At 50.3% G+C, this 25,580-nt stretch carries 25 protein-coding genes; 12 read left to right on the top strand and 13 right to left on the bottom strand.

Annotated features, from left to right (window positions below):
• Positions 1 to 23: 23 nt before the first annotated feature.
• The gene (locus MHI45_RS12805; protein ID WP_076112534.1) at positions 24 to 1,112 is read right to left on the bottom strand and encodes a M23 family metallopeptidase; all 1,089 of its coding nucleotides are present in this window, start codon (positions 1,110 to 1,112) and stop codon (positions 24 to 26) included.
• A 303-nt stretch (positions 1,113 to 1,415) separates the two neighbouring features.
• Here MHI45_RS12805 and lipA point away from each other — a divergent pair, with 303 nt between their 5' ends.
• Both lipA and MHI45_RS12795 read left to right on the top strand, forming a co-directional pair.
• Positions 1,416 to 2,318, top strand: a complete 903-nt coding sequence (gene lipA, locus MHI45_RS12800) for a lipoyl synthase (protein ID WP_076112533.1) — start codon at positions 1,416 to 1,418, stop codon at positions 2,316 to 2,318.
• A 202-nt stretch (positions 2,319 to 2,520) separates the two neighbouring features.
• Positions 2,521 to 3,306 (top strand): YutD family protein, encoded by a 786-nt coding sequence (locus MHI45_RS12795; RefSeq protein ID WP_256718185.1) that lies wholly within the window; start codon positions 2,521 to 2,523, stop codon positions 3,304 to 3,306.
• 114 nt (positions 3,307 to 3,420) lie between these two features.
• On the opposite strand, the gene MHI45_RS12790 is transcribed toward MHI45_RS12795, so the two are convergent.
• The 4 genes from MHI45_RS12790 to ylbJ all read right to left on the bottom strand — a co-directional run bounded on the left by MHI45_RS12790 (position 3,421) and on the right by ylbJ (position 8,453).
• Positions 3,421 to 4,857 (bottom strand): S41 family peptidase, encoded by a 1,437-nt coding sequence (locus MHI45_RS12790; RefSeq protein ID WP_083675779.1) that lies wholly within the window; start codon positions 4,855 to 4,857, stop codon positions 3,421 to 3,423.
• Positions 4,858 to 4,916: 59 nt separating this feature from the next.
• A complete protein-coding gene (locus MHI45_RS12785) occupies positions 4,917 to 6,098 on the bottom strand; it encodes a copper amine oxidase N-terminal domain-containing protein (protein WP_076112532.1) in 1,182 nt (393 codons plus the stop codon).
• A gap of 187 nt (positions 6,099 to 6,285) precedes the next feature.
• Positions 6,286 to 7,089 (bottom strand): NAD kinase, encoded by an 804-nt coding sequence (locus MHI45_RS12780; RefSeq protein WP_340896682.1) that lies wholly within the window; start codon positions 7,087 to 7,089, stop codon positions 6,286 to 6,288.
• A 125-nt stretch (positions 7,090 to 7,214) separates the two neighbouring features.
• Positions 7,215 to 8,453 (bottom strand): sporulation integral membrane protein YlbJ, encoded by a 1,239-nt coding sequence (gene ylbJ / locus MHI45_RS12775; protein WP_340896683.1) that lies wholly within the window; start codon positions 8,451 to 8,453, stop codon positions 7,215 to 7,217.
• A 423-nt stretch (positions 8,454 to 8,876) separates the two neighbouring features.
• Here ylbJ and MHI45_RS12770 point away from each other — a divergent pair, with 423 nt between their 5' ends.
• Positions 8,877 to 9,260, top strand: a complete 384-nt coding sequence (locus tag MHI45_RS12770; protein WP_340896684.1) for a globin domain-containing protein — start codon at positions 8,877 to 8,879, stop codon at positions 9,258 to 9,260.
• A gap of 31 nt (positions 9,261 to 9,291) precedes the next feature.
• Positions 9,292 to 9,993, top strand: a complete 702-nt coding sequence (locus MHI45_RS12765; RefSeq protein WP_340896685.1) for a DUF2225 domain-containing protein — start codon at positions 9,292 to 9,294, stop codon at positions 9,991 to 9,993.
• A gap of 102 nt (positions 9,994 to 10,095) precedes the next feature.
• On the opposite strand, the gene MHI45_RS12760 is transcribed toward MHI45_RS12765, so the two are convergent.
• Both MHI45_RS12760 and MHI45_RS12755 read right to left on the bottom strand, forming a co-directional pair.
• Complete coding sequence (locus MHI45_RS12760) at positions 10,096 to 10,326, bottom strand: hypothetical protein (RefSeq protein ID WP_038596195.1); 231 nt, start codon at positions 10,324 to 10,326, stop codon at positions 10,096 to 10,098.
• Positions 10,323 to 10,514 (bottom strand): YycC family protein, encoded by a 192-nt coding sequence (locus MHI45_RS12755; RefSeq protein ID WP_340896686.1) that lies wholly within the window; start codon positions 10,512 to 10,514, stop codon positions 10,323 to 10,325. The genes MHI45_RS12760 and MHI45_RS12755 overlap by 4 nt, the downstream gene beginning before the upstream one ends.
• A gap of 209 nt (positions 10,515 to 10,723) precedes the next feature.
• Here MHI45_RS12755 and MHI45_RS12750 point away from each other — a divergent pair, with 209 nt between their 5' ends.
• Together MHI45_RS12750 and MHI45_RS12745 are read left to right on the top strand one after the other, a co-directional pair.
• The gene (locus tag MHI45_RS12750) at positions 10,724 to 12,514 is read left to right on the top strand and encodes a M3 family oligoendopeptidase (RefSeq protein ID WP_340896687.1); all 1,791 of its coding nucleotides are present in this window, start codon (positions 10,724 to 10,726) and stop codon (positions 12,512 to 12,514) included.
• A gap of 416 nt (positions 12,515 to 12,930) precedes the next feature.
• Positions 12,931 to 13,338 carry an O-methyltransferase gene (locus tag MHI45_RS12745; protein WP_340896688.1) on the top strand — a complete coding sequence of 136 codons (408 nt, stop codon included), beginning with the start codon at positions 12,931 to 12,933 and terminating at the stop codon, positions 13,336 to 13,338.
• Positions 13,339 to 13,461: 123 nt separating this feature from the next.
• Here MHI45_RS12745 and MHI45_RS12740 read toward each other — a convergent pair whose 3' ends face one another.
• Together MHI45_RS12740 and MHI45_RS12735 are read right to left on the bottom strand one after the other, a co-directional pair.
• Positions 13,462 to 13,695 (bottom strand): alpha/beta-type small acid-soluble spore protein, encoded by a 234-nt coding sequence (locus MHI45_RS12740; protein ID WP_038596187.1) that lies wholly within the window; start codon positions 13,693 to 13,695, stop codon positions 13,462 to 13,464.
• A 107-nt stretch (positions 13,696 to 13,802) separates the two neighbouring features.
• Positions 13,803 to 14,771, bottom strand: a complete 969-nt coding sequence (locus MHI45_RS12735; RefSeq protein WP_340896691.1) for an aldose 1-epimerase — start codon at positions 14,769 to 14,771, stop codon at positions 13,803 to 13,805.
• Between the two features lie 433 nt (positions 14,772 to 15,204).
• On the opposite strand from MHI45_RS12735, the gene trpS reads away from it, so the two are divergent.
• Positions 15,205 to 16,194 carry a tryptophan--tRNA ligase gene (gene trpS / locus MHI45_RS12730; protein ID WP_340896693.1) on the top strand — a complete coding sequence of 330 codons (990 nt, stop codon included), beginning with the start codon at positions 15,205 to 15,207 and terminating at the stop codon, positions 16,192 to 16,194.
• On the opposite strand, the gene MHI45_RS12725 is transcribed toward trpS, so the two are convergent.
• Entirely contained in the window at positions 16,191 to 16,379 is a 189-nt protein-coding gene (locus MHI45_RS12725; RefSeq protein ID WP_038596181.1) for a hypothetical protein, read from the bottom strand. The genes trpS and MHI45_RS12725 overlap by 4 nt on opposite strands.
• 243 nt (positions 16,380 to 16,622) lie before the next feature.
• Entirely contained in the window at positions 16,623 to 17,627 is a 1,005-nt protein-coding gene (locus tag MHI45_RS12720; protein WP_340896695.1) for a metal-dependent hydrolase, read from the bottom strand.
• Between the two features lie 258 nt (positions 17,628 to 17,885).
• Here MHI45_RS12720 and cyoE point away from each other — a divergent pair, with 258 nt between their 5' ends.
• Positions 17,886 to 18,818 carry a heme o synthase gene (gene cyoE / locus MHI45_RS12715; RefSeq protein ID WP_038596177.1) on the top strand — a complete coding sequence of 311 codons (933 nt, stop codon included), beginning with the start codon at positions 17,886 to 17,888 and terminating at the stop codon, positions 18,816 to 18,818.
• An 18-nt stretch (positions 18,819 to 18,836) separates the two neighbouring features.
• Positions 18,837 to 19,454, top strand: a complete 618-nt coding sequence (locus MHI45_RS12710) for an SCO family protein (protein WP_340896696.1) — start codon at positions 18,837 to 18,839, stop codon at positions 19,452 to 19,454.
• Positions 19,455 to 19,532: 78 nt separating this feature from the next.
• Here the strand turns inward: MHI45_RS12710 and MHI45_RS12705 are convergent, their stop codons facing one another.
• Both MHI45_RS12705 and MHI45_RS12700 read right to left on the bottom strand, forming a co-directional pair.
• A complete protein-coding gene (locus tag MHI45_RS12705; protein WP_038596172.1) occupies positions 19,533 to 19,895 on the bottom strand; it encodes a DNA primase in 363 nt (120 codons plus the stop codon).
• A gap of 256 nt (positions 19,896 to 20,151) precedes the next feature.
• Entirely contained in the window at positions 20,152 to 21,324 is a 1,173-nt protein-coding gene (locus MHI45_RS12700) for an MFS transporter (RefSeq protein ID WP_341119095.1), read from the bottom strand.
• 242 nt (positions 21,325 to 21,566) lie between these two features.
• Between MHI45_RS12700 and MHI45_RS12695 the strand changes: the two genes are divergently transcribed.
• From MHI45_RS12695 to MHI45_RS12685, 3 genes are all read left to right on the top strand, one after another.
• Positions 21,567 to 22,013 carry a hypothetical protein gene (locus MHI45_RS12695; protein ID WP_340899730.1) on the top strand — a complete coding sequence of 149 codons (447 nt, stop codon included), beginning with the start codon at positions 21,567 to 21,569 and terminating at the stop codon, positions 22,011 to 22,013.
• Between the two features lie 36 nt (positions 22,014 to 22,049).
• Positions 22,050 to 23,195, top strand: coding sequence for a transglutaminase domain-containing protein (locus tag MHI45_RS12690; RefSeq protein ID WP_076112523.1), 1,146 nt, complete (start codon positions 22,050 to 22,052; stop codon positions 23,193 to 23,195).
• 222 nt (positions 23,196 to 23,417) lie between these two features.
• A complete protein-coding gene (locus MHI45_RS12685) occupies positions 23,418 to 25,529 on the top strand; it encodes a peptidoglycan D,D-transpeptidase FtsI family protein (protein ID WP_076112522.1) in 2,112 nt (703 codons plus the stop codon).
• Positions 25,530 to 25,580 lie beyond the last annotated feature (51 nt).

Raw genomic sequence — 25,580 nt, 5'->3', positions numbered from 1 at the left:
AAATCGTAAGGCCGGGCTCAGGTTCATGATTTGTTTTTTTTATTTTTCCTAAGTGTCCGGTACTCCTGATTCTCCCATTGCTTGAGCAAAGGATAAGGATCGAAGGCCCACTCTGTAATTCCCCGGTCGCGATAGATGCCGTAATGCAGATGGGGAGGGAATTTGCCCTGAGTTCCGGGTTTACCGTACCCCGAGCTGCCGACCCAGCCAAGAGTCTGCCCGGGTGTGACGATATCTCCGCGGGAGATGGATTTCTCATACCCGGCCAAATGGGCGTAATAATGATATCGGTTCTCGATATCGCGAATGCCTATTCTCCAGCCGCCAAAGCGGTTCCACCCCTTGGTCTCCACTACTCCAAAGCAGGTGCTGCGCACAGTCATTCCGTGCGGTGTGAACAGATCCGTTCCCTCGTGAATGCGCGCACCTCCCCAGCTTCTGCCGGTGCCCCAGGTACTGCGGTAAGCATACATCGTTCCGACAGGCAGCGGAAAAGCGCTGCCTGACAGGTCGAGCCGTCCGAAATGCTCATACAGCTTAGAGAACTGCGCCACCCGCTGGGCCGCGCGGCCATTATGATAATACTCCCAAATTGCAATGTTGAAGTCATTCGCAGAGTTTCCATAATTCAGAAGGTGGCGTGCCATGCTGTAGAGCACATCGGCATCATTTGCGGGATCGGCAAGATCGTCCCCGGACCCGTCCTGCCCGAAACCGCCGAAGAAGCTGATGGAATCAGGCGATTTATCGGCCTGATCCGGATTCAGCGGACCGGACCATACCGGTGCAGGAATGGCGATGCTGGTAAGACGGGAAGAAGCGGATACTTCCGTGCCTCCCTTTTTCTTAGCGATCGTCCGCTCATACTGGTCAATGGCAGCGAATCTGAACCAGGGAATGCCGGTAGCAGCACTCATTTGCTCATAAAGCTCCTTGCGTGCAGCCTCATCATTCACCTTGCTGCCGGCAGGAACGCCGCTGGATTTGACGGCCGGGAGGTTATGCCCCCGGGTGGCTGCAACAGCCGCTTCCCCGCTGCCCGACAGCAATAGGGCAGCCGACAAGCAGGATAAGGTGATCACTTTTCTATAATTTCTGAATGGGGCCAGCATGATAATAACCTCCTAAGTTCCGCCGTGGGATTGTACAATACACCCGGACAGGTATTGACAGATGCACTTCTTTTTCTTTTAATTTGAAGCAAAAGGGATGTTTTTATCCGTACTTGTCTAAAGCTACCAAGTATGAACAAATACCCTGCAGAAAGAGCTGATGTCTATCTGAAGTACAGGGCAATCAAGTTTGCAAGTTGAATTTCACAAAAACAGGCAATTGCTAATGGCACATGATATAATATGAGGCAGCAACTTTTTAACCATGGAACTTATATTCAGGCGAAAGCGGGGTTCACCACTTTGACTAATAGAACAGCCAAACAACCCAAGCCGGACTGGATTAAAATCAAGTTAACAACCGGTGATAATTATCAGGATATTAAAGGCATGATGCGATCCAAAACTTTACATACCGTATGTGAGGAAGCACGTTGTCCCAATATTTATGAATGCTGGGCGAACCGTACGGCTACATTTATGATCCTGGGAGACATTTGTACACGGGCCTGCCGTTTCTGCGCTGTGAATACAGGTCTGCCCACGGAGCTGGACCTGCTGGAGCCGGAGCGTGTTGCTGAAGCTGCAGAAGGCATGAAGCTTAACCATTGTGTGGTGACAAGCGTGGCCCGCGATGACTTAAAGGATGGCGGTGCGGCGATTTTTGCCGAGACTGTTGCTGCTATTCGAAGACGTCTTCCGCTATGCAGTGTGGAAGTACTGATCCCGGATTTTCTCGGAGACCGGGACAGCCTGGAAATTGTAATGAATAGCCGCCCGGACATCCTAAACCATAATATAGAGACGGTAGAGCGGATGTCGGACCGTGTGCGGGCCAGAGCCAAGTACCGCCGCTCTCTGGAGCTGCTGCGCCGGGCGAAGGAGATCAAACCAGATATTCCTACCAAATCCAGCATCATGCTAGGCGTTGGAGAGGAATGGGACGAAATACTTCAGGCGATGGATGATCTGCGGGCGGCAGATTGTGATATATTGACATTAGGGCAATACCTGCAGCCTTCCCCTAAGCATTTAAATGTGGAGAAATATTATCCGCCGGAGCAATTTGCTTTGCTGAAGGAAGAAGGACTGAACCGGGGCTTCAGTCATGTGGAAGCGGGTCCGCTCGTCCGCAGCTCTTATCGTGCGCATGAGCAGGTCAAGTCCGCTGCGAAAGCCCGTGAGGAGCGTTCAGTTTCACAGTAATAATTAAAATTTAGGGAAACAAAATTGCCTTCGTGACGGAGTCACAGGGTTTATCCTTAGTCTTTAGTCTTTAGTCTTTAAGGTTTAAGGTTTTAGAGGGAAAAGGGCCGATTGTGAGCCGTAGGCGATCAGAGGCCCTTGGGTTAATGTTGTAGGTCCACCCCATCACGCGTTGATGGAGCCGTGGAGCTGAATTTCGAAATTGGAGGAGCGCCAGCGTTCGCCTTTGTTGTCCGATTTCAACCGCATGGCGGTTAAGATGAAGAAATCGGACAACAACAGCGGCCGGAAATTCGAAATTCCGCGGAACGGCGGCTTATCAACGCCCCCGCTCCCGCTCCCATTATGCAAAAGAAAGGCAGGCGACACACGCTTGATCGTTATAGGTGGAAAAGGCTACGAGCTCATGTTGGATCATAAGGACGGCTGGAATCCGGAGGCGTTTCGCGGGAGATACAGCGAGGTGCTGGACCGTTACGATTATATTATCGGTGACTGGGGATACAGCCAATTACGTCTGAAAGGCTTTTACCGGGACAACCATCCGAAGGTGAACCGGGATACAGCTATTTCAGGTATGGTGGATTACATTAATGAATACTGCAATTTCGGCTGTGCCTATTTTGTTCTGCATAAATTGAAAGAGCAGCCGAAGGAAGGCACATTCAAGGATATCTTGATTAAAGAAATACCGGAGCCGGCGCTGGAGGAAGACCTTGAACAAGAGCCGGCTGAACCGGATGCTGTAATTAAAGAGCAGCGGGAATCGAAATCTTCTTACTCTAACCCGGCCCGGGACAAGGGTACTGGCGGAAACGGCAGGGATCATTCGTCTAAGGATAGACCTGTGCGGGAACATCAAAGCCGGAACCACCGGAATAAAGACAAAAAAGGCAATAAAGATTTTCAGGGCAGACAGCAGCAGAACCAGCAAAGCCCGCAGAACCCGCAGAATCCACAGAACCCGCCCCAGAATTCTTCAAACTAAGCAAAGGCGGCAACTGTCGTCTGTTCTGGGATTGGTATAAAACAAGAATGCCCCGCAGCCATACATACATGGCTGGCGGGGCATTCTTTTGTTTCTGCTGTGCGATATAATCCGCTATTTAACGGATAATTTCAACTGTTTGAGTGCGGCGTCGTAGCTCCAGGTTAGCGCAGGGAATTTCTTCTTGAATGCATTGAGTTCAATGTAGGTCTCATCATTCTGGGACAGGGCTTCTTTGGAGGCTAAGGCGAAGCTGGAGATGCTGCCGGCTCCGTTCGTGACGAGCACTTTCTTGTTCTTGGCATCCCAAGTAACATCGCTCTCGACAAGGGTGGCCAGCACGCGTGCCGAAGCATAAACCTTGTCTCCTTGCTTCAAGAGACCGACATTTCCGGCAAAAGGACTTCCATTGATGTTCAGAATATGGTTATCTCCGGACGCAGTAATGTTGGTCATTCCGGCAATTTGCAGGGCGGTAATCAGCTGCGCGGTTTTGCTTTGGACTTCAATATCCGGCTTCAGGCCGATCTGGTTAAAGTCCTCCTTGTTCGGGGTCAGGTACTTTAAAGTCGTGAGCTTTAGTTCTCCGCCGTTGGATACGGGCACCAGGTTTTGAATTCTGGCTTTGCCGTATGTGCGGGTACCGACGATAGTCGCGATCTTATTATCGCGCAGAGCGCCGGTCAGGGCTTCGGAGGCACTGGCGGAGTTTTCATTCGTCAGGACGACGACAGGCACGCCGATTTTACTGCCACCCTTTATAATTTCCGGAGTCAGAGCGCCACTTTGGTCGGAGGTGTACATCATAATGCCCGACTCCATAAACTTGGCGGTAATGTTCTTGGCAACATCAATATAGCCGCCTCCGTTATTGCGCAGATCCAACACGAGCGATTTCATCCCAGCTGCCCGCAGCTTATCCAGCATAGCGGAGAATTCCTTGTCGGCATTTTGCGTGAAGCCGCTTAATGCGATGTAGGCGATTTTCTGGCCGACAATTTTGCCGGTGACAGAGGTTGTTACCATGCTTTTCAGGGTTACGTTAACGGATTTGGCCGCTCCGCTTCGGTTGACTGTTAGGGTCAGCTTGCTGCCCGGCGCTGCGCTAAAGGGATCGGCCTCAAGATCAGCGATGGCCGTACCGTTGATCTTCAGAAGAACGTCACCACGTTTCAGACCCGCTTGTTCGGCGGGAGAACGGGGGGTGATTTCTTCAATGTACACTTCATTCCCATTTCTCGCCAGCGAAAAACCGATACCGACATATTCAAGCTCAAGCTGATGTTGAAATTCAGCGGCTTCGTCACTGTCGAGGTACATGCTGTAAGGATCATTGAGCGTATAGATCATTCCGTCAATTGCACCACGGATCAGGGTATCCTTGTCTACCCCTTCCACGTTGTAGGATTCAATATAGTCCATAATTTCGTTAATAATTTCCGTGTTTGAATCGGTCTGTGCGCTCTCTGCCGCTGAAGCAGCAGGTGCTAAGAGGAGGGAGAACGCAAGACAGCCGCTAAGAACGGCCGACATGATTTTACCGGATTTCATAAGTGCATACGCCCTTTTTTATTATATTTGATGATGCATTACAGCTGTCTGTCTTAAGATTATGATTGATCACCATCAAAGCTAAGGTTATAGGTTTCGTCAACCGTCCACGCACCGTCTTCTGACTTCACAAAGAGGAAGATGAGTGACTGCTTGTAGCTCTCCCCGCTATCGGCATCCTTAATGGTGGTTTCCGCATACACAGCGGCTTCTTCGTTAGAATAATAGAAGATATTCGAGTTATTCAGGGTATAGCGGTGATCATAGGTATCAAAATAATCCTGCATATCTGACTTTGTTGCCGCATCGTACTCCTCCCCGTATGAGGTCATCAGGGCGGAGATAGCATCCGTATTCTCAGCGCTCATATATTGATAATACTTGCTGAGTTTATCTTTGATGGTTGTTGCTGTAGCTTGCGGCAGCACTGCTGCTGTCATTCCCTGTTCACGGGTCAGGAGCACCGTTCTGTCTTGCACCTCCATCGAGGCGATCTTCCATTTCCCGTCCTTACGGACGAGCTCATACAAATATTCAATGTTCTCGTCAGGAATATAAACGCCGCCGGTTCGAACAGCTTTCTCAACCGTGACGGCAGTCGCTTCATTTCCCTGAATTTGCAGCACCTTGAGGCTTTCTATTGTATTCTTGACATCATACAGCTCAAAGGATGAATCCATATCGGCTACCATTCCCGTAACGTCCTCACCTGCATCCACAAGCGAATAAAAGCGACTGGCTTGTTCAGTATTATAATATTGATTGGCCAAATGAATTAAGGCCGTAATATCCTTCTCGTCGGTGACAGTGGACACAGCGGCTTTGATCTTGACGCTTCTGCTGCCAGAGTCCCAGACGGCTGTGCCGCCGGTAGCTTCAGCAATGAAACGCAAAGGAATATAAGTAGTGCCGCCGATGGAGAGGGGCGCTGTACTCATTTTTTTGACGGTTCCGTTCAGGGTAGCCCGGTTGCTGCCGATTTTGAGGCTGAGCTTAAGCGAGGAGCTGGTGCCGGTGATGGTTCCCGTCTGGGCATTATAGAGCACCTGAAGTCCAAGCTTTTCGAAGATGACACGGAAAGGAACGAGTACAGTATTATTCTTAAGGTAAGGAGTACCCGCAGTGAATGAAACATTGCTGCCGTTAATATAGACCTTAATCGGTTGTTCTGCAGCAAAAGCGGGGACTGCCAGCACAAGTGCCAACAGGCTGGTGCCTAATAAAGATATTAATTTTTTCAACGGTTATTCTCTCCTTTAAAATAAACATAACTATGTAAAATAGGTTCATTATACCAATGGAAATTCTCCCTGTCTATCAACTTGTGTTAGCTGTAATAGAGGAGTTTGTTAAACGCCCTAAGCATAAAAGAGCCGGGAATGTCGTTGCATTCCCGGCTTTCCCACCTCTGAAATTAGGACCAGCTCCCTAGACCAGAAAGGCTTCACGGACACGGTTCCAGAAAGGAAACGGGCGGTATCTGGCAAAGCTGATTTTTTTGTCGGATACCTGGCAACGGACGGAGACCAGGTCATCCACTGGAATATTGTTATGGTCAATCGTCAGCAGCAGGCGCTGGTCTTTGCGGGAAAAGATGTCGCAGTGATGATGTTTGGGCAGCAGCAACGGTGAACCCATCGTACGGAACACACGATTGTTGATCGATGCAATTTCGGCAATTTGCAGCGCTTCAATCGACGGATGCACCATAGCGCCTCCAAGACTTTTGTTGTAGGCGGTGCTGCCTGATGGCGTAGAGAGGCATAAGCCGTCGCCGCGGAACATCTCGAAGGTAACGTCATTAATGTCAATCTGGATGACCACAGTTCCGTCAACACCTTTAAGGGTGAACTCATTCAGGGCAATATGCGAGGTGGAACCTGATTTTTTATGAATTTCCAGTTCTAGCAGCGGATACTGCACGATACGCGGTTTATGAGGCATGGAATCACCCACTCCGCACATATAGTCGATCAGTGTCGGAAGCTCTTCCGCTTGCCAATCCGCATAGAAGCCCAAATGTCCGGTATGCACACCTACAAAAGCCAAATTGGGAATCTGATCGATAAAAGTATGAAAAGCGTGCAGCATAGTTCCGTCACCGCCAATAGAAATGACGATTTCAGGAGATTCGGCATCCAGCTCCAGGTTTCGCTCCGCCGCCAGCTTGTGAAATTGCTCCGCAAGTTTAATGGACAATTCGTCTCCGCGGTCCAGAACATAATATCTCAAGATGTACAGGCTCCTTTGTATGATTCAGTCATACACCGATCATAATCAATCTTGACCCGGAACACAATATTAGTGCGATGAAAAGACTGCCCTCCTTGCGTATATTGTTCAGTATCCTTTCAGGATTAATGCCGCCGCCATGTGCGCGCTGCTATGCCGGATAGCATTATAAGCAGCGACAGCAGCAAAGCCCCACCCAGCAGCAGGCCAAGCAGGCTTAGACTGGAGACGAAAGCAGAGGCGGGAGAAGCAAGTCCGGAAGCGGCAGGCAATGAATTCCAATGCTCTGACAACCCGGAGCTTATGACGGGCTTCCAGAGCAGCAGCAGCAAGCCTGCTGACAGAAAGGCGTGAACCAGTCTGGCAAGCATGAAGGGGAGATAACGCAGTCCTGTGCCATTCAGGATGCTTGCGACCTGGGCATGTACGGATAATCCGCCCCAGGAGAGAATAAAAGCAGCAGCAGCTGCTTTGAAGTGCAGCGGAATTGAAGCCGTCGCCTCACCGGCTGAACGGGCGCCGAGTGTAACCTCGAACAGGCCGCTGACCAGTGCCGCCGATAATTCAGGGGGGAACCCTGCCAGAGAGAGGATACGGTCTGTCAGTCCGAACAGTGTCGACATGATTCCGGCACGGGCCAGCAGCTCCATCAGCACGGTGAAGAATACAACCAGCCCTCCTACGACAATAATAAGCAGCAGCGAGGATTGCACAGCACCCATAAGCAGCTCGCCGAAGCTCCGCCCGTCCCTGCGCCGGGCTTCGGCCATGGAGCTCAATGCCATGCGCAGCCGCCCGGAGTTTTGTCCACTAGGGGGAGACTGAATTTTAGCGGATAAGGTATGTTCTTTCCGTCCATGGAAGGACATCAGCAGCCCTACGATCAAGCCCCCTCCGTAATGGGCAAGCGCCAGGACTAGTCCTAAAGAAGCATCATGAAAAAAACCGACCGATACGGCACCCAGCAGAAAAATAGGATCGGAGGAGGTGGTGAACGCAACGAGGCGCTCCCCTTCCACCCGGTTGACCAGGCCCTGTTCCCGCAGCTTTGCGGTTAATTTGGCACCAACTGGATATCCTGATACATATCCCATGGCCGCCACAAATCCGCCGCTGCCGGGAATATTGAACAGCGGCCGCATCAAAGGGTCCAGCAGCGCACCGAAGAGATGAACTATGCCGAGGCCGAGCATGATTTCGGAAATGACAAAGAACGGAAACAACGAGGGGAACAGCACGTCCCACCAGATGGCCAGCCCGCGCAGCGCTGCAGCCAGAGCGCTTGCCGGATGAGCCAGCATCAGCAGGATGCAGCCGGCAAAGATGAGGCCTAGCAGGGGGCCGGAAATCTTCTTCAAGATCATAGTCAACGCCTCCAAGTTCTATGGTTAGATGTATGCCAAAAGAAGGACAAACATCACAAAAAAAATGCAGAAAGCGTTTACAAGACGCGATGCATTTTTGCTTGAATTATGATATTATTAAATTAATCAATGCACACCTTTTTTAGAGTAATAATTAGGGATGGAGTGATGGTGATGAGCGTAGTTGCCGGAGTTCTCGTTTGTGCTTTTGTATATGTTATCCGGATCTCTCTCGTCCCTCCTGGTGATGAGGAATTTCGGACCTATTAAATATGATGTGACGCTAAACACCGGGTTTAGCGTCTTTTTTTTGCGTTCTACAGGATGACATAAGCCTAAAGTCATTGTTTAACGGTGCAATGCTTTTTTTGGTATAATAAAACAGACGCTTCAATTAAAATGAAAGAAAGCTGGTAACCTCCAATGAATCCAAATGACAGCTTATTCGACAATCTGGGGGGCGCAGAGGGGCTTCACCGTCTGGTTGAAGTATTCTATGCAAAAGTGCAGCTTCATCCGCAGCTGAGCCCGTTATTCCCTGCTGATATTACTCCTGTCCTGGAGAAGCAATATCAATTCCTCAGTCAGTTTTTCGGCGGACCGGCGCTCTATTCCGAGCTCCATGGCCATCCGATGATGAGAGCAAGGCATATGCATATTCCAATCACGCCGGAACATGCCGAGCAGTGGTTGGGGTGTATGAAGGAAGCACTGGAGGATACCGGTGTTCAGGAACCGCTGCGTTCATTTGTGCTCAGTCGGCTTGCAGGACCTGCACACCATTTTGTTAACATGCCCCAGGAGTAAGGAGCAGTTGATCGCGAAAGGATGAGGGCATTTGCCAGAATTAATACCTTTGTACTCGATTAAAGTTATGTGCTGCAACTGTGAACAGGAATTCTCAACCTCACGGGTACGTCCGAGCCTCAAAAGAGCAATACGCCGGGATGCGGATTTCTGCTCCTATTACAAGGAGGAAAATCCGGATTATTATGTTGTGCGTGTCTGTCCGAACTGCGGCTTTGCCTCTACGGAGAACTCTGCCGACAAGCTGGTCGACTGGCAGCGCAAAGCTTTTAATGAGCAGGTGGGGACCCGTTGGAAGACCCGGGATTTCGGGGAGAAGCGCAGCTGGGAGCTCGCACTTGAAACGTACAAGCTTGCACTGATTTGCGCTCAAAGCATCAAGGACAAAGACCGGATTATCGCTAGCCTCCTGCATCATATTGCCTGGATGTACCGCTATCAGGGGGATTCTGCGCAGGAGCAGCGCTTTTTGCGTTATTCGCTGGATGAATATGTAAAGGTGTTTGAGAATGACGGGATGGGTGGAAATGACGCCCGGCTGATGTATCTGATCGGTGAGCTGAACCGCCGTATCGGGGAGTTCCACAGTGCGGTGAAATGGTTCTCACGTCTGATCAACGATCAGAGAATCACCGATGCCGCGATGATCCGGGCTGCGCGCGAGCAGTGGGCCCTGCTGCGCGAACAAATGCGTGGAGAAGACATTGACCCGGACGCATTGGCGGGAATCTGATCCTTTTCCGCAGCTCCATGAACGGCAAAAGCGCAAAAGCGATAAACTCACTTTTGCGCTATGCAGGTGTGCCTGATTGAGGGAATGGGAGACCATAGGCGGTCAGCGGACCGCGCGGTCGAACAGCAGATAGTCCCCATCGTTGTCGATGACTGTCGGGCTAGTGCTGCAGCATGGAAAGACAAGCAGTTTCTTTTTGCCGTCGCGCACGATTTGCAGTTCCTTCGGTTTCATGGGGAGAAGCACATTCTCCGAGTTGCAGAACGGGCAGTACTGCACGTACAGATCTCCAAGAATAATGTCATAAGGCCAGGTATGGCTGAATGGGATCATTGCTCTTCCTTCTCAGCTGGCGGCGTCTCTGCAGCCTTACCATCGGTCTCAGCGCTTTGCTGCTTCGATAATTCAGCGATCTTTTGCAGCAGAATATGTTGAGGCATATGCATCAAGTGTTCCAGGGGAACGCCGAGCTGTTTGGATAAAGTTATAGCCGTTTTCGGTGAAATTTGCAGTGGCTTCATGTTGATGCCCTCCTAAAAGTTTAATGAGCATAGCTGCTTAGAGTCATTTCGTACAAAGCTGCCTCAGAAGCATATGGCGGTACCCATTAGAATAAATATGACTATTTGGCCTCGAAAGCAGAGGCTTGGGGTTATCGTAATTCACTTTACCATGGCTTCAGGCCAAATACAAAGAAAACCAATTCAGAGCAAAGGAATGGTGGGAAGACATGAAACAACCATTATCACTGACATGGGAGCTGGAGTCTATTTTTCCGGGCGGTTCATCCTCTCCGCAGTTTGAAGAATTCTTGAAGCAGCTTGAAGCGGATATTGAGACCTTGCGGCAGCAGGTTACCGCTTCCGTCTCCCCGGCCGATTCCGAATCCACCAAATCCCTGGATTCTGTGATCGAATTGCTGCAGAGCTGCTCCGGACGTCTGATCCAGGCGTCGGAATTTGCCGGCTGCCTGGGTGCCCAGAATCAGCAGGACAAGGGAGCTGTCCGGTTATCCTCCAAAGTGACCGGTTTGCGCGCCGGCTTCGAAGGCATCAGTTCGCAATTTGACAATGTGCTGCGTCAAACGTCGGATGCGGTATGGACGGAGTGGATGGCCCGGCCGGAAATTGCTCCGCTTGCTTTCGTACTAAGCGAAAGCCGTGACTTAGCCCGCGAGAAGATGAGCCCGGAGCTGGAAAGTCTGGCGCTTGAGCTCGCCGTTGACGGATATCATGGCTGGAGCGAGCATTACGAAACGATTGTCGGCTCCATTCAAATCCCGTATGAGGATGAGGAAGGAACCAAACAGTTGTCTGCCGGACAGGCCTTCAATAAGCTGGATGATGAAGATCCGAAAGTACGGGAGGCCATGTTCCGCAAATGGGAGGAAGCCTGGGGCGGAGCCGCAGATTATTGCGCGGATACCCTGAATCATCTGGCAGGATTCCGGCTGAAGTTGTACAAAGGCCGGGGCTGGGAGGATGTGCTGAAGGAGCCGCTTGGCATCAACCGCATGTCACACACAACATTGGACGTGATGTGGGACGTCATTACCAAGAGCAAACCGGCGCTTGTCTCCTACCTCCAGCGCAAAGCCAAACTGCTGGGTATGGACGCACTGGCCTGGGTGGATGTAGAAGCGCCTGTCGGCAAATCCTCCGGCAAAATTCCTTATGATCAGGCAGCAAAAGACATTGTTACGCAATTCCGCAAATTTAGTCCGAAGCTGGCGGATTTCGCTGAGCATGCCTTCGACAATAACTGGATCGAGGTCGAAGATCGTCCGGCCAAACGTCCCGGCGGATTCTGCGTCTCCTTCCCGGAGAGCAAGGAATCCCGCATATTTATGACATACAGCGGCACGCCTTCCAATGTGTCGACATTGGCGCATGAGCTTGGACACGCCTACCACTCTTTCCTGCTGGATGACCAGCCGCTGTTCAACCAGAATTACGCGATGAATGTAGCAGAGACCGCCTCTACCTTCGCAGAAGTCATTGTATCCGATGCACAGGTGAAGGCAGCTGCTGATCCGGAGGAGAAGCTGGCGCTGCTTGAGGCGAAAATTCAGAACAGCGTTGCCTTTTTTATGAACATCCACGCCCGCTTCTTGTTCGAAACCCGCTTTTACGAAAAACGCAAGGAAGGTCTTGTGAACGCGGAAGAGTTGTCGGCACTGATGGAGGAAGCTCAGAAAGAAGCCTTCTGTGGTGTGTTGTCAGAGTATCACCCGCATTTCTGGGCCTCTAAGCTGCATTTCTACATTACGGATGTGCCGTTCTACAATTTCCCTTACACCGTAGGGTATATGTTCAGCACGGGATTGTACCGGCTTGCGCTGGAGCAAGGGCCTTCATTCGCTGACAAGTATGATAATTTGCTGCGGGATACAGGGGTAATGACATTGGAGGATCTGGTCTCCAAACATCTAGGAGTAGACCTTACGGAGCCGGATTTCTGGCAGGGAGCCGTAGATCTGATTGTAGCGGATATCAACGAATTCCTTGCAATGACAAACTAATCTGACCGAGAATATGACAAAACTAAGACAAGAATTTTTTGTCGAATGGAAATCAATTCGCTCAGAACTGGTGTGAATACGCAAAAGCCCCTTTATCGGGGCTTTTTTTTGCGCTGTATAGTGTCGAAAGCGATCGGATTATAGTGGAATTTATTGGATTTTTAATAAAGATTGCGCACATATAGGGATTTTAACCCAATTATGTTGAATAATGTTGTACCTTGTAAAGTACTGCCCTATAATGAGCCTAAAGCCTTATATAAGGCCTGCTAGGAAAGAAATACGAAGGTGGTTTGTACGAAGAATAATCAAGAAGCAGTGCTCTCACAAAACGAAGCGGAAGCTTATGAAGCAAGTTTTGTACGAAGAATAGAACTTCAAGAAGCAATGCTCACAAAACTTTTAGGAGGTACAATATGCTCAGGACAGAAGAGCTATCGCTGGCAAGACAGATGGATTTGGTATTCAAGGAGCTGCAAGAGGAATTGTCTGGACTGTCTTCCGGCACGGTTTTTGTGCAAATCAGAAATAATGTCATCGGTAAGTTTGGGATCCGCCATAATCCGCTGTCTGGACGAAGTGGTGTATTTAAGGATGAGCAGGAGGGGTTGAACTCAGGCCAGTTATCCTCCTTCCGGCTTATGGCGCTGGAGAGTCTGAAATACAAACGGCGCTGGACGCATGGTGAGATCAGCTATGAGTTCGCCGTCCGCCAGGGAATGGTGGTTGTAGATGCGATCCTGGAGTCCAATTACAATATGGCCAACCTGATGATCCGCTATCCCCGTAATTCTGCTGACAATTCTGATCAAAATTACGGCTGAAATTATACATAGCTACACAAGCTAAAAGCCCGCCTGCGCTTCGACGAGAAGCGCAGACGGGCTGAGAAGCTACTCCGTTTCAGGCGTTAGCCCTACCGGATAAATCACTTAATGATAAGGCGACTACGAACGACCGGACAGTTGTTGCTCTGCCAGTTGTACCAGACGTTTGGTGATGTATCCTCCCAAAGAACCGGTTTCGCGGGAAGTGTAGTTACCATAATAACCGTCTTGTGGAATCGTTACTCCAAGCTCTTGTGCTGCTTCATATTTCAACTGCTGCAGCGCTGCATTCGCTTGAGGCACGACCAGGTTATTACTACGGCTGCTACGACCTTGTTGACCTGCTTGACCCATGTGTGTCACCTCCTTCGCCCGTTGTGAAGATAGTATGAGCGCGAGGAGATGAATTCATGCACGATTTCGAAAGAATTTAAGGATGGTAATTATATGAAATTAAGAAGTTAAGGATAGAGTATTTCGAGCATGCTGGAAAGCGCAAGCGTCTGGCCGGGCTGCAAGGTAATGAGTCCTGTAAAGGAAGGGTTCTTTGGGATATTCGGAGCATCCGGCAGCCATGTGTAGGGTTCGATGCACAGAAACTGCTCTGCAGGCCCTTTCGTATATACCACCCAATGACGGAAGTAATCTTTGTCTGCAGTATAGCGAAGCCCATATCCGTCATCACGGAGCAGCAAGGCTTCTGCGGGCTGCTTTTTTCCGATTCTTAGCACAGTATCCAAATTAGTACCTTGAAGATTCATTCCTTGGTTAAAGGCTTCCAAATCACCGAGCGGCAGCAGGCTGCCGCTGGGCAGGAGCTCGTTGTTCAGTTCATAAATGCTTTCTACGGGCAAATTCAGTTTCCAGCGGCCGGGCTCACCGTCAATCATGAACCAGGTGTGATAGCCAATCCCGAATGGAATGACTGTGTCTCCTAAGTGAGTGACCTTAAGAGTTTGCTGAACACGGGCATCCTGAAGCCGGAACGTCATTTCGAATCTCAGAGGAACAGGAAATTGCCTCATCCAGTTAGCGTCGTCACCGGTATTGAATTCCGTCGTCACCGCACAGCCTTCTTCGTCCTCTTCAATATCGCTGACACACCAGCTCTGCGTCCGGTGCAGTCCATGAATATGATTGTCCCCGTCCGTATTCTGATCAAACTGGTAGCTTGTACCCTCAAATTGAAATTGCCCCTTGCGGATTCGTCCGGGTGGAACTAAGAGCGGAATACCGAAATGGTAAGGCTTCTGCAGATAAAAAGATATGTCGCTTTCATCAGGCCGGCGAAGGATTTCCCGATTCTCCTTACGGTCCCACAAGGAGATAATGTTGTTTCCCAGTCGCGGCAAAAGCGTGAGTTCAAGTTCGCAGCTATGTAAAATATAGGTATCATAGCCGCCCCACTGCCCTTTGGTCACCTGTTTCATGAGAGATATGCTCCTTTAACTTAATCTGAAAGAATGCGAATAACCTTATCATAACAGATTTATGTTTTTGTGGTTAACGGATTTGACATCTTCTCAGTATCGCTCTATGATGAATGCATTAATGAACGATGACAATGCGATGACAGGGACAAGTAGGCGGGAACTGCACCTTCAGAAAGCCGGTGGCTGATGTGAACCGGCGGGACACTTCCGTATGAATGGACCCTTGAGCGCCGCGCTTGAACGGGCTGGAGAGCCTCAGTAGACCGGCCGGCACTTCCCCGTTACCGGAAGCAAAGGCTGTTTGCTGATGTCCTCTATGGACCCCTCAAGCAGCGAATAAGGGTGGTACCACGGTCTCACGTCCCTTGCGGATGTGGGGCCTTTTTGTGTTCTTCGAAAGTGGAAATTACATTTTATGGAGGGTAATTCGATGGCTAAAAAAGTATTGTCGGGCATCCAGCCCAGTGGTTCACTGACACTTGGGAACTATATCGGAGCGATCAAAAATTTCGTAAAACTGCAAAAAGAGTATGAGTGCTTTTTCATGGTAGTGGATCTTCATGCCATTACTGTTACTCAGGAGCCTGCCGCACTGCGGGAAAATTCAGAATCGGTAGCGGCACTTTATCTTGCTGCAGGCATTGATCCGGCAATCTCAAATGTCTATATGCAGTCCCATGTACCACAGCATGCCGAGCTGGGCTGGATCATGACTACGCTGACTGCAATGGGTGAGCTGGAGCGGATGACCCAGTTCAAGGATAAGTCTTCCGGGAAGGATTCTGTGGGCTCAGGCCTGTTCGTCTATCCATCGCTGATGGCTGCCGATATCCTCATTTACAATGCCGATCTCGTACCGGTTGGCGAGGATCAGAAGCAGCATCTGGAATTGACGAGAGATCTGGCCGGACGTTTCAATCACCGTTTTGGGGAATTCTTCACGGTTCCGGAGCCGTATATTCCTGAAGTGGGCGCACGTATTATGTCGCTGGACGACGCCAGCAAAAAAATGAGCAAAAGCAATCCAAATGCGGGCAGCTATATCGCACTGCTTGATCCGCCGGATGTGATCCGCAAAAAAATCAGCCGTGCTACGACGGACTCCGGCCGTGAAGTGGTGTATGATCCCGCAAACAAGCCTGAGATCAGCAATCTGATGAGCATTTATGCCGAGTGCTCGGGAATGAGCCTGCAGCAGATTGCCGACCGTTATGAAGGGCAAATGTATGGAGGATTCAAAAAGGATCTTGGTGAAGTGCTGGTGGCTACGCTAGAGCCGCTTCAGCAGAAATATTATGAAATCCGCAGCTCCGGCACGCTTGGTGATATTCTTGCCGAAGGCGCGGAACGCGCCCGCATCGTGGCGGCGCAGAACCTTGCCGCCGTTAAGGAACGGATGGGTTTCCTCCCGTTACGTTAAGAGGCCTGCCTTGCCTCCGCTTTGCGTCTCAGTCTGGCTTTGAGAATAAACCCCCAGCCGATGTTCAGGACACAGAGAACGCCAAGCAGGAGCGCAAGCCAGATATTAAAGCTGATGGAGATAGAAGCAGCTGTTAGCATTAGAATCGAAGAACATGCGAACCAAAGCGACAGACCTTTACCCATAATTGCCAGCCTTCCTTTCTAATAATAGTAAGTGAATGATCCCGCAGCGTTTATGTGCTGCGGATTTTTTTTGTAATATAAGGAACTATATAATATGCAGTAATAAATGATGCTTAATAAACATCTAAAATTAAATGAAAACGCTTTATGGTGATTGTGCCTTATGTTGCGGCAGGCGTCAAGAGCGGTAATTCATGGCAGAGCAAAGAAGGCGTCCGGAAACCGGGCGCCTTCTGCTATTGACTACAGCTTTACAGAGCCCGGATCAATGGCGAACCTTTCATCCAGTTTCTCGCTGCTGAGCCAGCCTACATAAGTGTTGAGCGGATGATATTGGTTATCCATTACAAGCACCGCTACGAAAGGGAATTGCTTGCGGTGTAAATAACGCACATCGCCCCAGCGTACAATATAACCGGAGGGCAATTCCTCGACCTCGGCTACAGCATATGAGGTGAAATATAGAAATGCCTGAATGTCCGGATGGGATTTGGAATGTTCTACAGCGGGGTGGGTGGAGCACACCGCATGTTTGAACCATTCCAGCCGCCCGCCGCTCAGTAATCCGACGTTATAGCTGCCGTCCGGTTTGGCTTTGACCACATTCCAGCGCGATGGCGAGATCGTGGGGATGACATAATAACGGTCGCCGGCATTATGATGCATATCTTTGTTCTTGATATTGCGCGTAATCCGGGCATGCACGAGGGTCCGCCAAATATAATAAATCACGATACTGGCATACAGGGTGATAAACAAAGGTGCCGGTGGAATCATCCCGCTGATCCAGAGAATAATTGCCGCGGCATGGCTGCCGAATATAAACGGATCAAAAATGTGGATAATATTCCAGGCAATCCATTTCTCTGTGAATGGACGCGCGGCCTGTGTCCCATACGTGTTGAACAAATCGGAGAATACATGAACGGCTACGCCGATGAAGCTCCACAGAGCAATATGGCTAAGAGAAGGTACATCGGTAAATCCGAATAGCGGTCCGATCACCAGTGTGATCAAAGCCGGCCACAGCAGCAGGAATGGCAGGGAATGGGTGATTCCCCGGTGATTGCGGATATAAAGCGCATTGTCCTTGAGACGCAACGCAGTATCGGCATCCGGTGCTTGCGAGGCCAGTACAGTGGCTACCATGACAGCCCCGGCCAGTGTTCCATGGGAGGCGACGGCGGGATCAACGAAGGAAAGGCCGGCCAGTCCCAGGCCCATAACAAAATGTGTAGCAGTATCCATTGGTCAGATCTCCTTTGTACGGAAGTTCTCTATTAATAACTACCCAATTTTGCGTCCAGTTATTTAGGGAGGAGGAAATAAATATTTTCACGTAATTGTCAAATTGATGAACATCTTGGTCAATGATTGTCAAAGTCTTTCCCGGTTTGATATGATAAAGTTAACAGCGGAGTGGTAAAAATTCTTAATTAAGAACGATAAAACGGTTCTTGACTCCGGCGGAACGTTAGAAGTCCCTTAGAAGGAGGAACACCAAACGTGGACAATCAATTGAGATATCAAGCTTCTTCCGATTCCGCAGCCATGTCTGCCAAATCACCCAAGGAAGGTGCAAGCTGGCGTGACTTTATTACAGTGACGAAACCCGGCATTATCCGCTCCAATCTTATCGCTGCTTTTGCAGGATACTGGGTGGCTTCGGGCTGGGACGTGCAATACGGCCGATTAATTCTGACCTTGCTCGGTACAATGCTAGTCATGGCTTCGGCCTGTGTATTTAATAATTATTTTGACCGCGACCTGGATATGAAGATGGAACGAACCCGTGAACGCGGCCTGCCTACGGGCCGACTCAAGCCGAATACGGTTCTGCTCTATGCCATCGGGCTTGGCATTGCCGGTCTTGCTGTGCTGTTTGCATTCTCCGGTGTGCTTAGCGGGCTGTTCGGCATACTCGGCATGTTCGTTTACGTAGTAGTTTACACCCTTTGGCTGAAAAGAACATCTACTTGGAGTACTTCTGTAGGTGCAATCTCGGGAGCCATGCCTCCGGTTATCGGATATGTTGCAGTTACAGGTAATGTGGATCTCGGTGCCTGGCTGCTGTTCGCAATGCTGTTTCTGTGGCAGCCGCCCCATTTCTGGGCTCTGGGCATCCGCCGGAAGGAAGAGTACAGAGCTGCGGGATTTCCGCTGCTTCCAGTCGTTAAGGGAACACGCCGCACCAAGTTCCAGATGATTCCCTATGTGGCATTGCTGCTGCCGATTCCGGTTCTGATGTACGTTTATGATTATGCAGGGATATTCTACCTTGTTATTTCTGCCGCGTTGTCCGTTGCCTGGCTGTACTTGACATTGACGGGCTTCAAAGCAAAGGATGACGATGCCTGGGCGAAGAAGAACTTCTTCTTCTCCATTAATTACCTGACTGTCAGTCTGATCGTGCTTGTGCTGAATACGACTCACGTTTAAGAGGGGGAGAGTACACCTGTGCATACCTTGAAACGTTACAAATGGACCTGGCTGCTGTTGGCCCTGGCTTTGGGAATGGCCCTTTACTTAGTGATTCAATCCTTGGATTTAGGGAAAAAGCAGCTGCCGGTCATCGGGGAGGTACAGGACTTCTCTCTTGAAAATGTGGATGGCAAGCAAGTAACACTTGCGGATACGCAAGGGAAAGCGCGGTTGGTGTATTTCTTCTTTACGGAATGTCCGGATGTATGCCCCATCACTACCTATATGCTGTCACAGACCCAGGATTTGCTGGTCAAGGACGGCAGCTTCGGCAAGGATGTTGAATTTGTCTCCATCTCATTTGATCCCAAGAATGATACACGCGAGGCCATCAAAACGTTCGCAGACCGGTTCCACGCCGATTATAACGGTTGGTATTTTCTGCGCGGAGATCAGGAACAGGTGCGGCAGTTGGCTGCCGATTCGTTTAAAGTGCTTATTTATGGAAATGACAAGGATAACTTTGCCCACGCTAATCTTATAGGTCTTGTAGACCCGGAGAACCGGTTGCGCGGACTATATGATGCTGGAGATACAGAAAATGTGACACCGGAATTCCTTGCCGGTGCTTTGAAGAAGCTGGCACCCAATTAAAAAGCATTGAACTTAAAAACGCCTTGCTTCATCCTCCGGTTACATGCGAAGGGTGAACAAGGCGTTTTTTTGCTGCCGCTATGGTTCCAGAAACGGGAATGGCAGCGGCTGAGGATAGATGATGTATTCCTCCAACCCCGCTTTTTCAAGCTGGGTGAGATTGTATTCATCGGGAGTGCCTTCTACCCCTGCATAGCCTTTCCGGGTATAAATATGGACCGCGTCTGGAAAAGCATCGCGCAGAATTCCGCGGATTTTCTTACCCGAGCTGTCGTTGTCCATATATAGGTAAACTTCTCCGTCTCCGATTTTACGCCGCAGCGATTCCAGCTTGAGTGTATTCAACGTACCGAAGGTGCACAGGATGTCGACCTCCGGCGCCAGCAGTCGCCGCAATCTGCTGCGGTCGTTTTTGCCTTCGACAATGATGGTAATGGACATAATCTGTCGCCCCCCCGGATAATAGATGGTAATGACGGGATTTGTGATCTTAAGCATGTTAATGAACACGGTCATATGCTTATTAAGTATATTACCTAAGCTTCGTCATTTTTAACAGCTGAGGGACAAAATGTGTTCATTCCCCGGGAAATGTCGTAAAAAGAAATAATCACCCGGCTCAAGGAGAGACCGGGTGATTGCGGGGTTGACTGGCAGATTCAATTCTGCGGGAATTGCAGCTCCTTTTTTTGCCGGCTCAAGCGGCATGGCTGTTCAAGTCCGCACGGTAGGCCGCGCTTTTCCCGGTATCTCTTGGAGGTAACAGCAGAAGTGCGGTCATGAGCAGGACAAATGCAATGAAATAAGGAGAAACGAAGTCCCTTAGCTGTCCTGCAGCCACCGGTCCGGCAAAAGCGCCGAGAGACATTGCAATGGATTGCAGCGAGAAGGTGCGGCCCAGATGGCCGCCTGCCCCGAGACTGATGAACAGCGAAGCCATCGCCGGAAACAGTACACCTTTCGCTGCTCCCAGCAGGAAGAGAACGACCCCTGCGGGAATGCTGGTGAATGCTGCAAGTGCGAAGAAACACAGCGCCATGCCGAGCAGTGCCACAGCAATTCTTGCAACCGGAGAGAGCCGGTTCAGGAAGAACAGGCTGAGCGTCAAGAGTGCCCCCAGGCTGAGAAGCGAAAGCAGAATCCCGGTGGATACGATCCCGTTGCTCCCCTGTGACAAAGGAAGCTCAAAGAACAGTACCCCCTGCGAGCAGGAGACGAAAAAGGGCAGCAAATAATATCGCTTGGTAACGGATGAATGCGGTTTTTCGGATGCAACCGGGTGTTCTTGCAGCGGCTGTGATGGTTTGGCAGCTGCCATACTGCCGGAGAACTTAGGTACACTGAAGAAAGCCATCACACCAGTGGCAATCAGCAGCCAGCCCAAGGTGCTGAAGGTGCCGGAATACCCGGCCTGGTGGACGATAAAGGCTCCGGCAGCTGGCGATACGACCGAAGCCAGCGTATGGATGATGCCATGGCCGGACATATACTTGCCCTGCGTGATGGGATCTGACGAGAGGGAAGCCAGCAGGGTCATGCAGGCCGGAGACAGAAATGCCAGGGCGAAGCCGCTGGCCGCCCGAAGCAGCAGCAGATGCCAGGGAAGCTGAGCGTGGGCCTGAAGCAGCAGGATGGCGCCTGCAACCGTCAGGCTGAAGACGATGTAGCGGCGGCTGCCGTTACGGTCAACCAGTACCCCGGCCAGAAGGTTGCTGGGAAGATGGGTCAGGGAATACATGCCCATCATCCAGCCGATGAAGGCCGGCCCCGCCCCCAGTGAGATAGCAAAGGGGGTAAGAATGGGGTACTGGGCATGCAGATCAAAAAATGCCAGGAAAAGAAATAAATACAGCCACAGTGCGGTTTTCACGGAATACACCTCCGAAAGGGCCGTTTCTGCGCTGGCGCAGGGTGGCGCTTTTTAATGGGGAATGGTTAAGCCTACTTGTACTTTACGTGAGTCGAGGGGGGCTTATACCATTTTATTGGGGGATTCCACCTGAACGGGTGGGTAATCATGAATTATAAGAGGCATTCATGTATAATAATTAGTATTAATGGGGACTTGCTCCCTGGTGTGACGAAATTTTTGATAGGGGTGTTGGGAAATTGATGGATCCGGAAGTATGGTCACAGTTTATCAGAGAAAATTGGCTAGTTATCGTTATTGCGCTAGTACTGCTGTTTGCCGTTGTTAATCTGGTCAAGACGGTTCTGAAATGGGCGATTGTTATTGTTATCATTGCGGGTCTGTTTATTTACAGCGGGGTTACAATGGATCAGATTGGAGACGCTGTGAATAAGGTGGCGGATGGAACGGTCAGCACCCTGAAGAGCGAAGCGCAGGAAGTTATGCTGAAAGAAGCGAAAGAAGCAAAATATACTTCAGGCGGTGACGGTACGTTTACGATCACAACACCCAATCTTGAAGTGAAGGGTGAAGCCGGTGAGGATAAAGTGGAAGTGACTTTCCGCGGAGTCAGTCTTGGGAAGTGGAGTGTTAACGATACTACCAAAACCTTTATTGATGAAGCCCGGAAGAATGGGGCCGGGAATTAAAATACAAGCTGATGCGAAAGAAAGGGAGGGGAGGTTATGCTGAACAGCTGGATGGACAGTATTAGTGATGCCAATATCATCACTATCCTCCTTCTGCTGATAGTGCTCTTCTCGCTGCTGCAGGGCTGGAGCCGGGGGTTTGGCCGCTCAGCGGGAGGGCTGTTTGGGCTGCTCGGAACCGGGCTGCTTGCCATAGCTGCGTTGGCCCTGGCCATTCCGGCTGCCTTTTACCTCTCGCCCCGTGTACAGACCTGGGCAGGTGGAATTGAGCTTCCGGATATCCAATTAAGCCAGTGGCAGCAGCTATACTATACGGCGGTGTCCGTTCTGGCGGGTTCGCCGCTTGTGCGTTTTTTGCTGCTGCTGCTCTTGTCCTACAGTCTCATCCGCCTGCTGCTGGGACTGCTGTTTATGCTGCTTCCGATTTCCCTTCCGCGCCTTTCGGGCAGGTCCGGAAACAGGAAGATTACGCAGGTGAGTCGTCTCAGCGGAGCTGTCATCGGTCTGGCTACCGGCCTTGTGCGCGCCCTGTTGCTTGTTTTTGCCTTGTACATCGGCGTAGGCTTGAATCCGGACAGCACGTTCAGCCGTTATGTGGAATCATCCCCGATCTACCGGCAAAGCGCATCTGCGGTCTTCGAACCCCTTACCGGTGAGAATGTGCGCAGTAAGTTGCCGGTTCTGACCAAGGCGGTTGCCGCCGAGATGACGGATATCCTCCGGCGGAAATACGAAGTGCTCGACCATGAAATTTCACCCGACATCGTGGGTGCTGCCTCTGATATAGCGGGACAAGCCGGCGACGATGAGAAGAAGGCCAGACTGCTGTATGATTGGGTCGGCTCCAGGATCTCTTATGATTATGCCAAAGCCGAGAATTATGAGCAGAACCGGATTTGGAAGGAGCAGACTCCGCAGGATACCTTTGATACCCGGATCGGTGTATGTATTGATTATGCACGTCTTTATGCAGTGATGGCCCGCTCCCAGGGGCTTCAAGTGCGCGTAGTGACCGGTCAGGGCTACGACGGCCAAGGGGGATCCGGCCCCCATGCCTGGAATGAAGTGTACATCACGGACCGGCAGGCCTGGATCCCACTCGATTCCACCTGGGCAGTCAGCGGGGATTGGTTTAATCCCAAGGATTTCGATAAAACCCATGTCAAAGAAAGTATGCTCTGAGCAAGGAAGCGGAATGCCTTGATTCTATGATACAATACAGCATGTGAAACGATGTTGAGGAATAATATGAACACTCTCGTGCGCACACTGGCCGCACGTGCAATTTTTGATGCCTGTGACCGGGAATCGTGACTGGACTAAGCGCCTGTAAGGAACTTTCGGCCTTACATGGAGTCAGCACAGGTACAAAGGTTTATTTTAGATGTAGAGGAGTGAAAAACTGTGAGTTTTTTCCGTAAGCAGGCCTCACCCCCAGAGGAAAGCAACAGTAAAAGTTCGCTTGGCCTACGGATCAATGTATTCTTTTTTAGCACATTTGTTATCTTTTGTGTAATCATTGTCCGTCTTGCCGTTTTACAGTTCGTCGAAGGGCCAACTCTGACTGAGGTGGAGACAAGCCGTGATACCAAAAATGTGCCGCTCGCCGCAATAAGAGGGAACATTCGTGCAGCGGGAGGGGAGCCCATCGCTTACTCGACTTCTGTGCAGTCGCTGTATATTACACTTACTAAAGAATACACGGCCAAGGTGACGGATAAGGTGACGGGAGAAACCGTGCTTACGCCGGAGGCGCAGGCCCAATCAGATGCCCTTGCGGCCAAGCTGGTTAAGGACTTTAGCGCCTATGGTGATCCGAATGCTGAGAAGCTGACTGAAAAAGATATTATTGATTCCCTGGATTTGTATTTCCGGAAATATTCGGGTTTTATGGCGCGGCGCATCAAGGCTGGTCTTACTTCGCAGGAAGTGGCCTACTTTATGGAGCACAAGAACGAATATCCCGGACTTGAGATTGTGGAGGAAAGCAACCGGCATTATGACAAGGAATCTGTAGCCGCACAGACTGTCGGATATATCAAACCCTTTAAGTCGTCCAACAGCTTGAATATTTATAAGAATATTCAGAATGCGATGAAACAGTTGGATGCGGACCCCGGCCTTACTTATAAAGACGATGAATTTGTCGGATTCGATGGCTTGGAACTGCAGTATCAGCGGGAGCTGCGCGGCAAGAACGGATATCAGGTGATCTCGGTGAGTCCGCAGAATATGGCTGAGAAGGTGGAGGCGGTCGTGCCCCCTGTCAAGGGTAACGATGTCTGGATGACGATCAACAAGAACATTCAGCTCAAGACCGAGCAGGCCATTACAGAGCAAATCAGATGGCTGCACTCGAATTCGGTACAAGGCAAGACACACCCGAATGCATTGACCGGCTATGCCGTAGCTATGGAAGTCGATACCGGCAATATTGTTGCGATGGCCAGCATGCCTGATTATGACACCAATGTGTGGACTGCCGAGAAAATGGACACCGAGGTATGGAAGAAAATAATGGGCAACTACCAGAACGGAACCATTACACCGTATTCCTCCGGGATGTCGGGTCATGAGTTCGGCTCCACGGTGCTGCTCGGTTCAACCATCAAGCCTCTGAGTGTGCTTGTAGGACTGAATGAAGGCTTCTTTACTACTTCGACTATCTATACAGACAGAGGGATTGCCCACTTCGGGAAAAATGACAAATCCTCCGTGCGAAATTCTTCCGGCCACGTGTATGGCCCTATGGACCCGTCCAGAGCGATTGAGAAATCCTCCAATGCGTTCATGGTGGACATGGTTGGCAAGAAATTGTGGGAGAAATATCATAGTGAAGGTATAAATATCTGGGATAAATATATGAAGGAATTCGGCCTCGGTGTATCTACAAAAAGCGGACTGCCCAATGAGTATCTCGGACAGATCAACTATACCGATACCAAGGCTGCCGGTAGTGCCCAGGCTGCGCTGGTCTATGCTTCATTCGGACAGCAAGGACGCTATACGGTCCTGCAGCTCGCCCAATACGTAACGACACTGGCGAATGAAGGAGTACGGATCAAGCCGCAGCTGGTCAGCAAAATCACCGATGCCAAGGGTAACGTGGTTAAACAGTTCAAACGCGAGGTACTTGATGAAGTTACAACCTTTGATAAATCCTACTGGAACGAAATCAAAAAGGGCATGAACAGTGATGTTACTGCGTTTAATGACTTCCCTTATGACTTTGCCCGCAAAACGGGAACCTCACAGCAGCTGGGTAAAGGGGAATTGCGCGATAACGGGGTATTTATTGCCTATGCCCCGCGCGAGAATCCCAAGCTTGCTGTAGCGGTTGTTATTCCGGAGGGCGGGTTCGGCTCCAGCAGTGCCGCTCCGGTTGCACGAAAAATATTTGACGCGTACGACTATGAGTACGGATTGGATGGAGTGCCGAAGAAAAGTCTGAAAACCGATGCCAATGCAGAGGGCTCAGACTCGGCAAGCGGAACAGACGGAACGACGAACAACTGACGCGGCCATGCTGCCGGGTCGAGTGACCAAATAATTAGCTCTTGAAATGAG

Source organism: Paenibacillus sp. FSL H3-0321 (genome assembly GCF_038002865.1).
In the GTDB taxonomy this organism is placed as follows: Bacteria; Bacillota; Bacilli; order Paenibacillales; family Paenibacillaceae; genus Paenibacillus_AQ.
Note: the sequence above shows the minus strand (reverse complement) of the source record. Positions and strands in the feature narration are given on the sequence as shown.

Excerpts from the sequence above, each read along its gene's own strand:
- ylbJ (WP_340896683.1), bottom strand. The coding sequence starts at position 8,453 with ATGATCTTGAAGAAGATTTCCGGCCCCCTGCTAGGCCTCATCTTTGCC.
- trpS (WP_340896693.1), top strand. The coding sequence starts at position 15,205 with ATGGCTAAAAAAGTATTGTCGGGCATCCAGCCCAGTGGTTCACTGACA.
- MHI45_RS12695 (WP_340899730.1), top strand. The coding sequence starts at position 21,567 with ATGGATCCGGAAGTATGGTCACAGTTTATCAGAGAAAATTGGCTAGTT.
- MHI45_RS12760 (WP_038596195.1), bottom strand. The coding sequence starts at position 10,326 with ATGATCCCATTCAGCCATACCTGGCCTTATGACATTATTCTTGGAGAT.
- MHI45_RS12720 (WP_340896695.1), bottom strand. The coding sequence starts at position 17,627 with ATGGATACTGCTACACATTTTGTTATGGGCCTGGGACTGGCCGGCCTT.
- MHI45_RS12750 (WP_340896687.1), top strand. The coding sequence starts at position 10,724 with ATGAAACAACCATTATCACTGACATGGGAGCTGGAGTCTATTTTTCCG.
- MHI45_RS12755 (WP_340896686.1), bottom strand. The coding sequence starts at position 10,514 with ATGAAGCCACTGCAAATTTCACCGAAAACGGCTATAACTTTATCCAAA.
- MHI45_RS12805 (WP_076112534.1), bottom strand. The coding sequence starts at position 1,112 with ATGCTGGCCCCATTCAGAAATTATAGAAAAGTGATCACCTTATCCTGC.
- MHI45_RS12770 (WP_340896684.1), top strand. The coding sequence starts at position 8,877 with ATGAATCCAAATGACAGCTTATTCGACAATCTGGGGGGCGCAGAGGGG.
- MHI45_RS12790 (WP_083675779.1), bottom strand. The coding sequence starts at position 4,857 with ATGAAATCCGGTAAAATCATGTCGGCCGTTCTTAGCGGCTGTCTTGCG.
- MHI45_RS12725 (WP_038596181.1), bottom strand. The coding sequence starts at position 16,379 with ATGGGTAAAGGTCTGTCGCTTTGGTTCGCATGTTCTTCGATTCTAATG.
- MHI45_RS12745 (WP_340896688.1), top strand. The coding sequence starts at position 12,931 with ATGCTCAGGACAGAAGAGCTATCGCTGGCAAGACAGATGGATTTGGTA.
- MHI45_RS12735 (WP_340896691.1), bottom strand. The coding sequence starts at position 14,771 with ATGAAACAGGTGACCAAAGGGCAGTGGGGCGGCTATGATACCTATATT.
- MHI45_RS12740 (WP_038596187.1), bottom strand. The coding sequence starts at position 13,695 with ATGGGTCAAGCAGGTCAACAAGGTCGTAGCAGCCGTAGTAATAACCTG.
- MHI45_RS12705 (WP_038596172.1), bottom strand. The coding sequence starts at position 19,895 with ATGTCCATTACCATCATTGTCGAAGGCAAAAACGACCGCAGCAGATTG.
- MHI45_RS12690 (WP_076112523.1), top strand. The coding sequence starts at position 22,050 with ATGCTGAACAGCTGGATGGACAGTATTAGTGATGCCAATATCATCACT.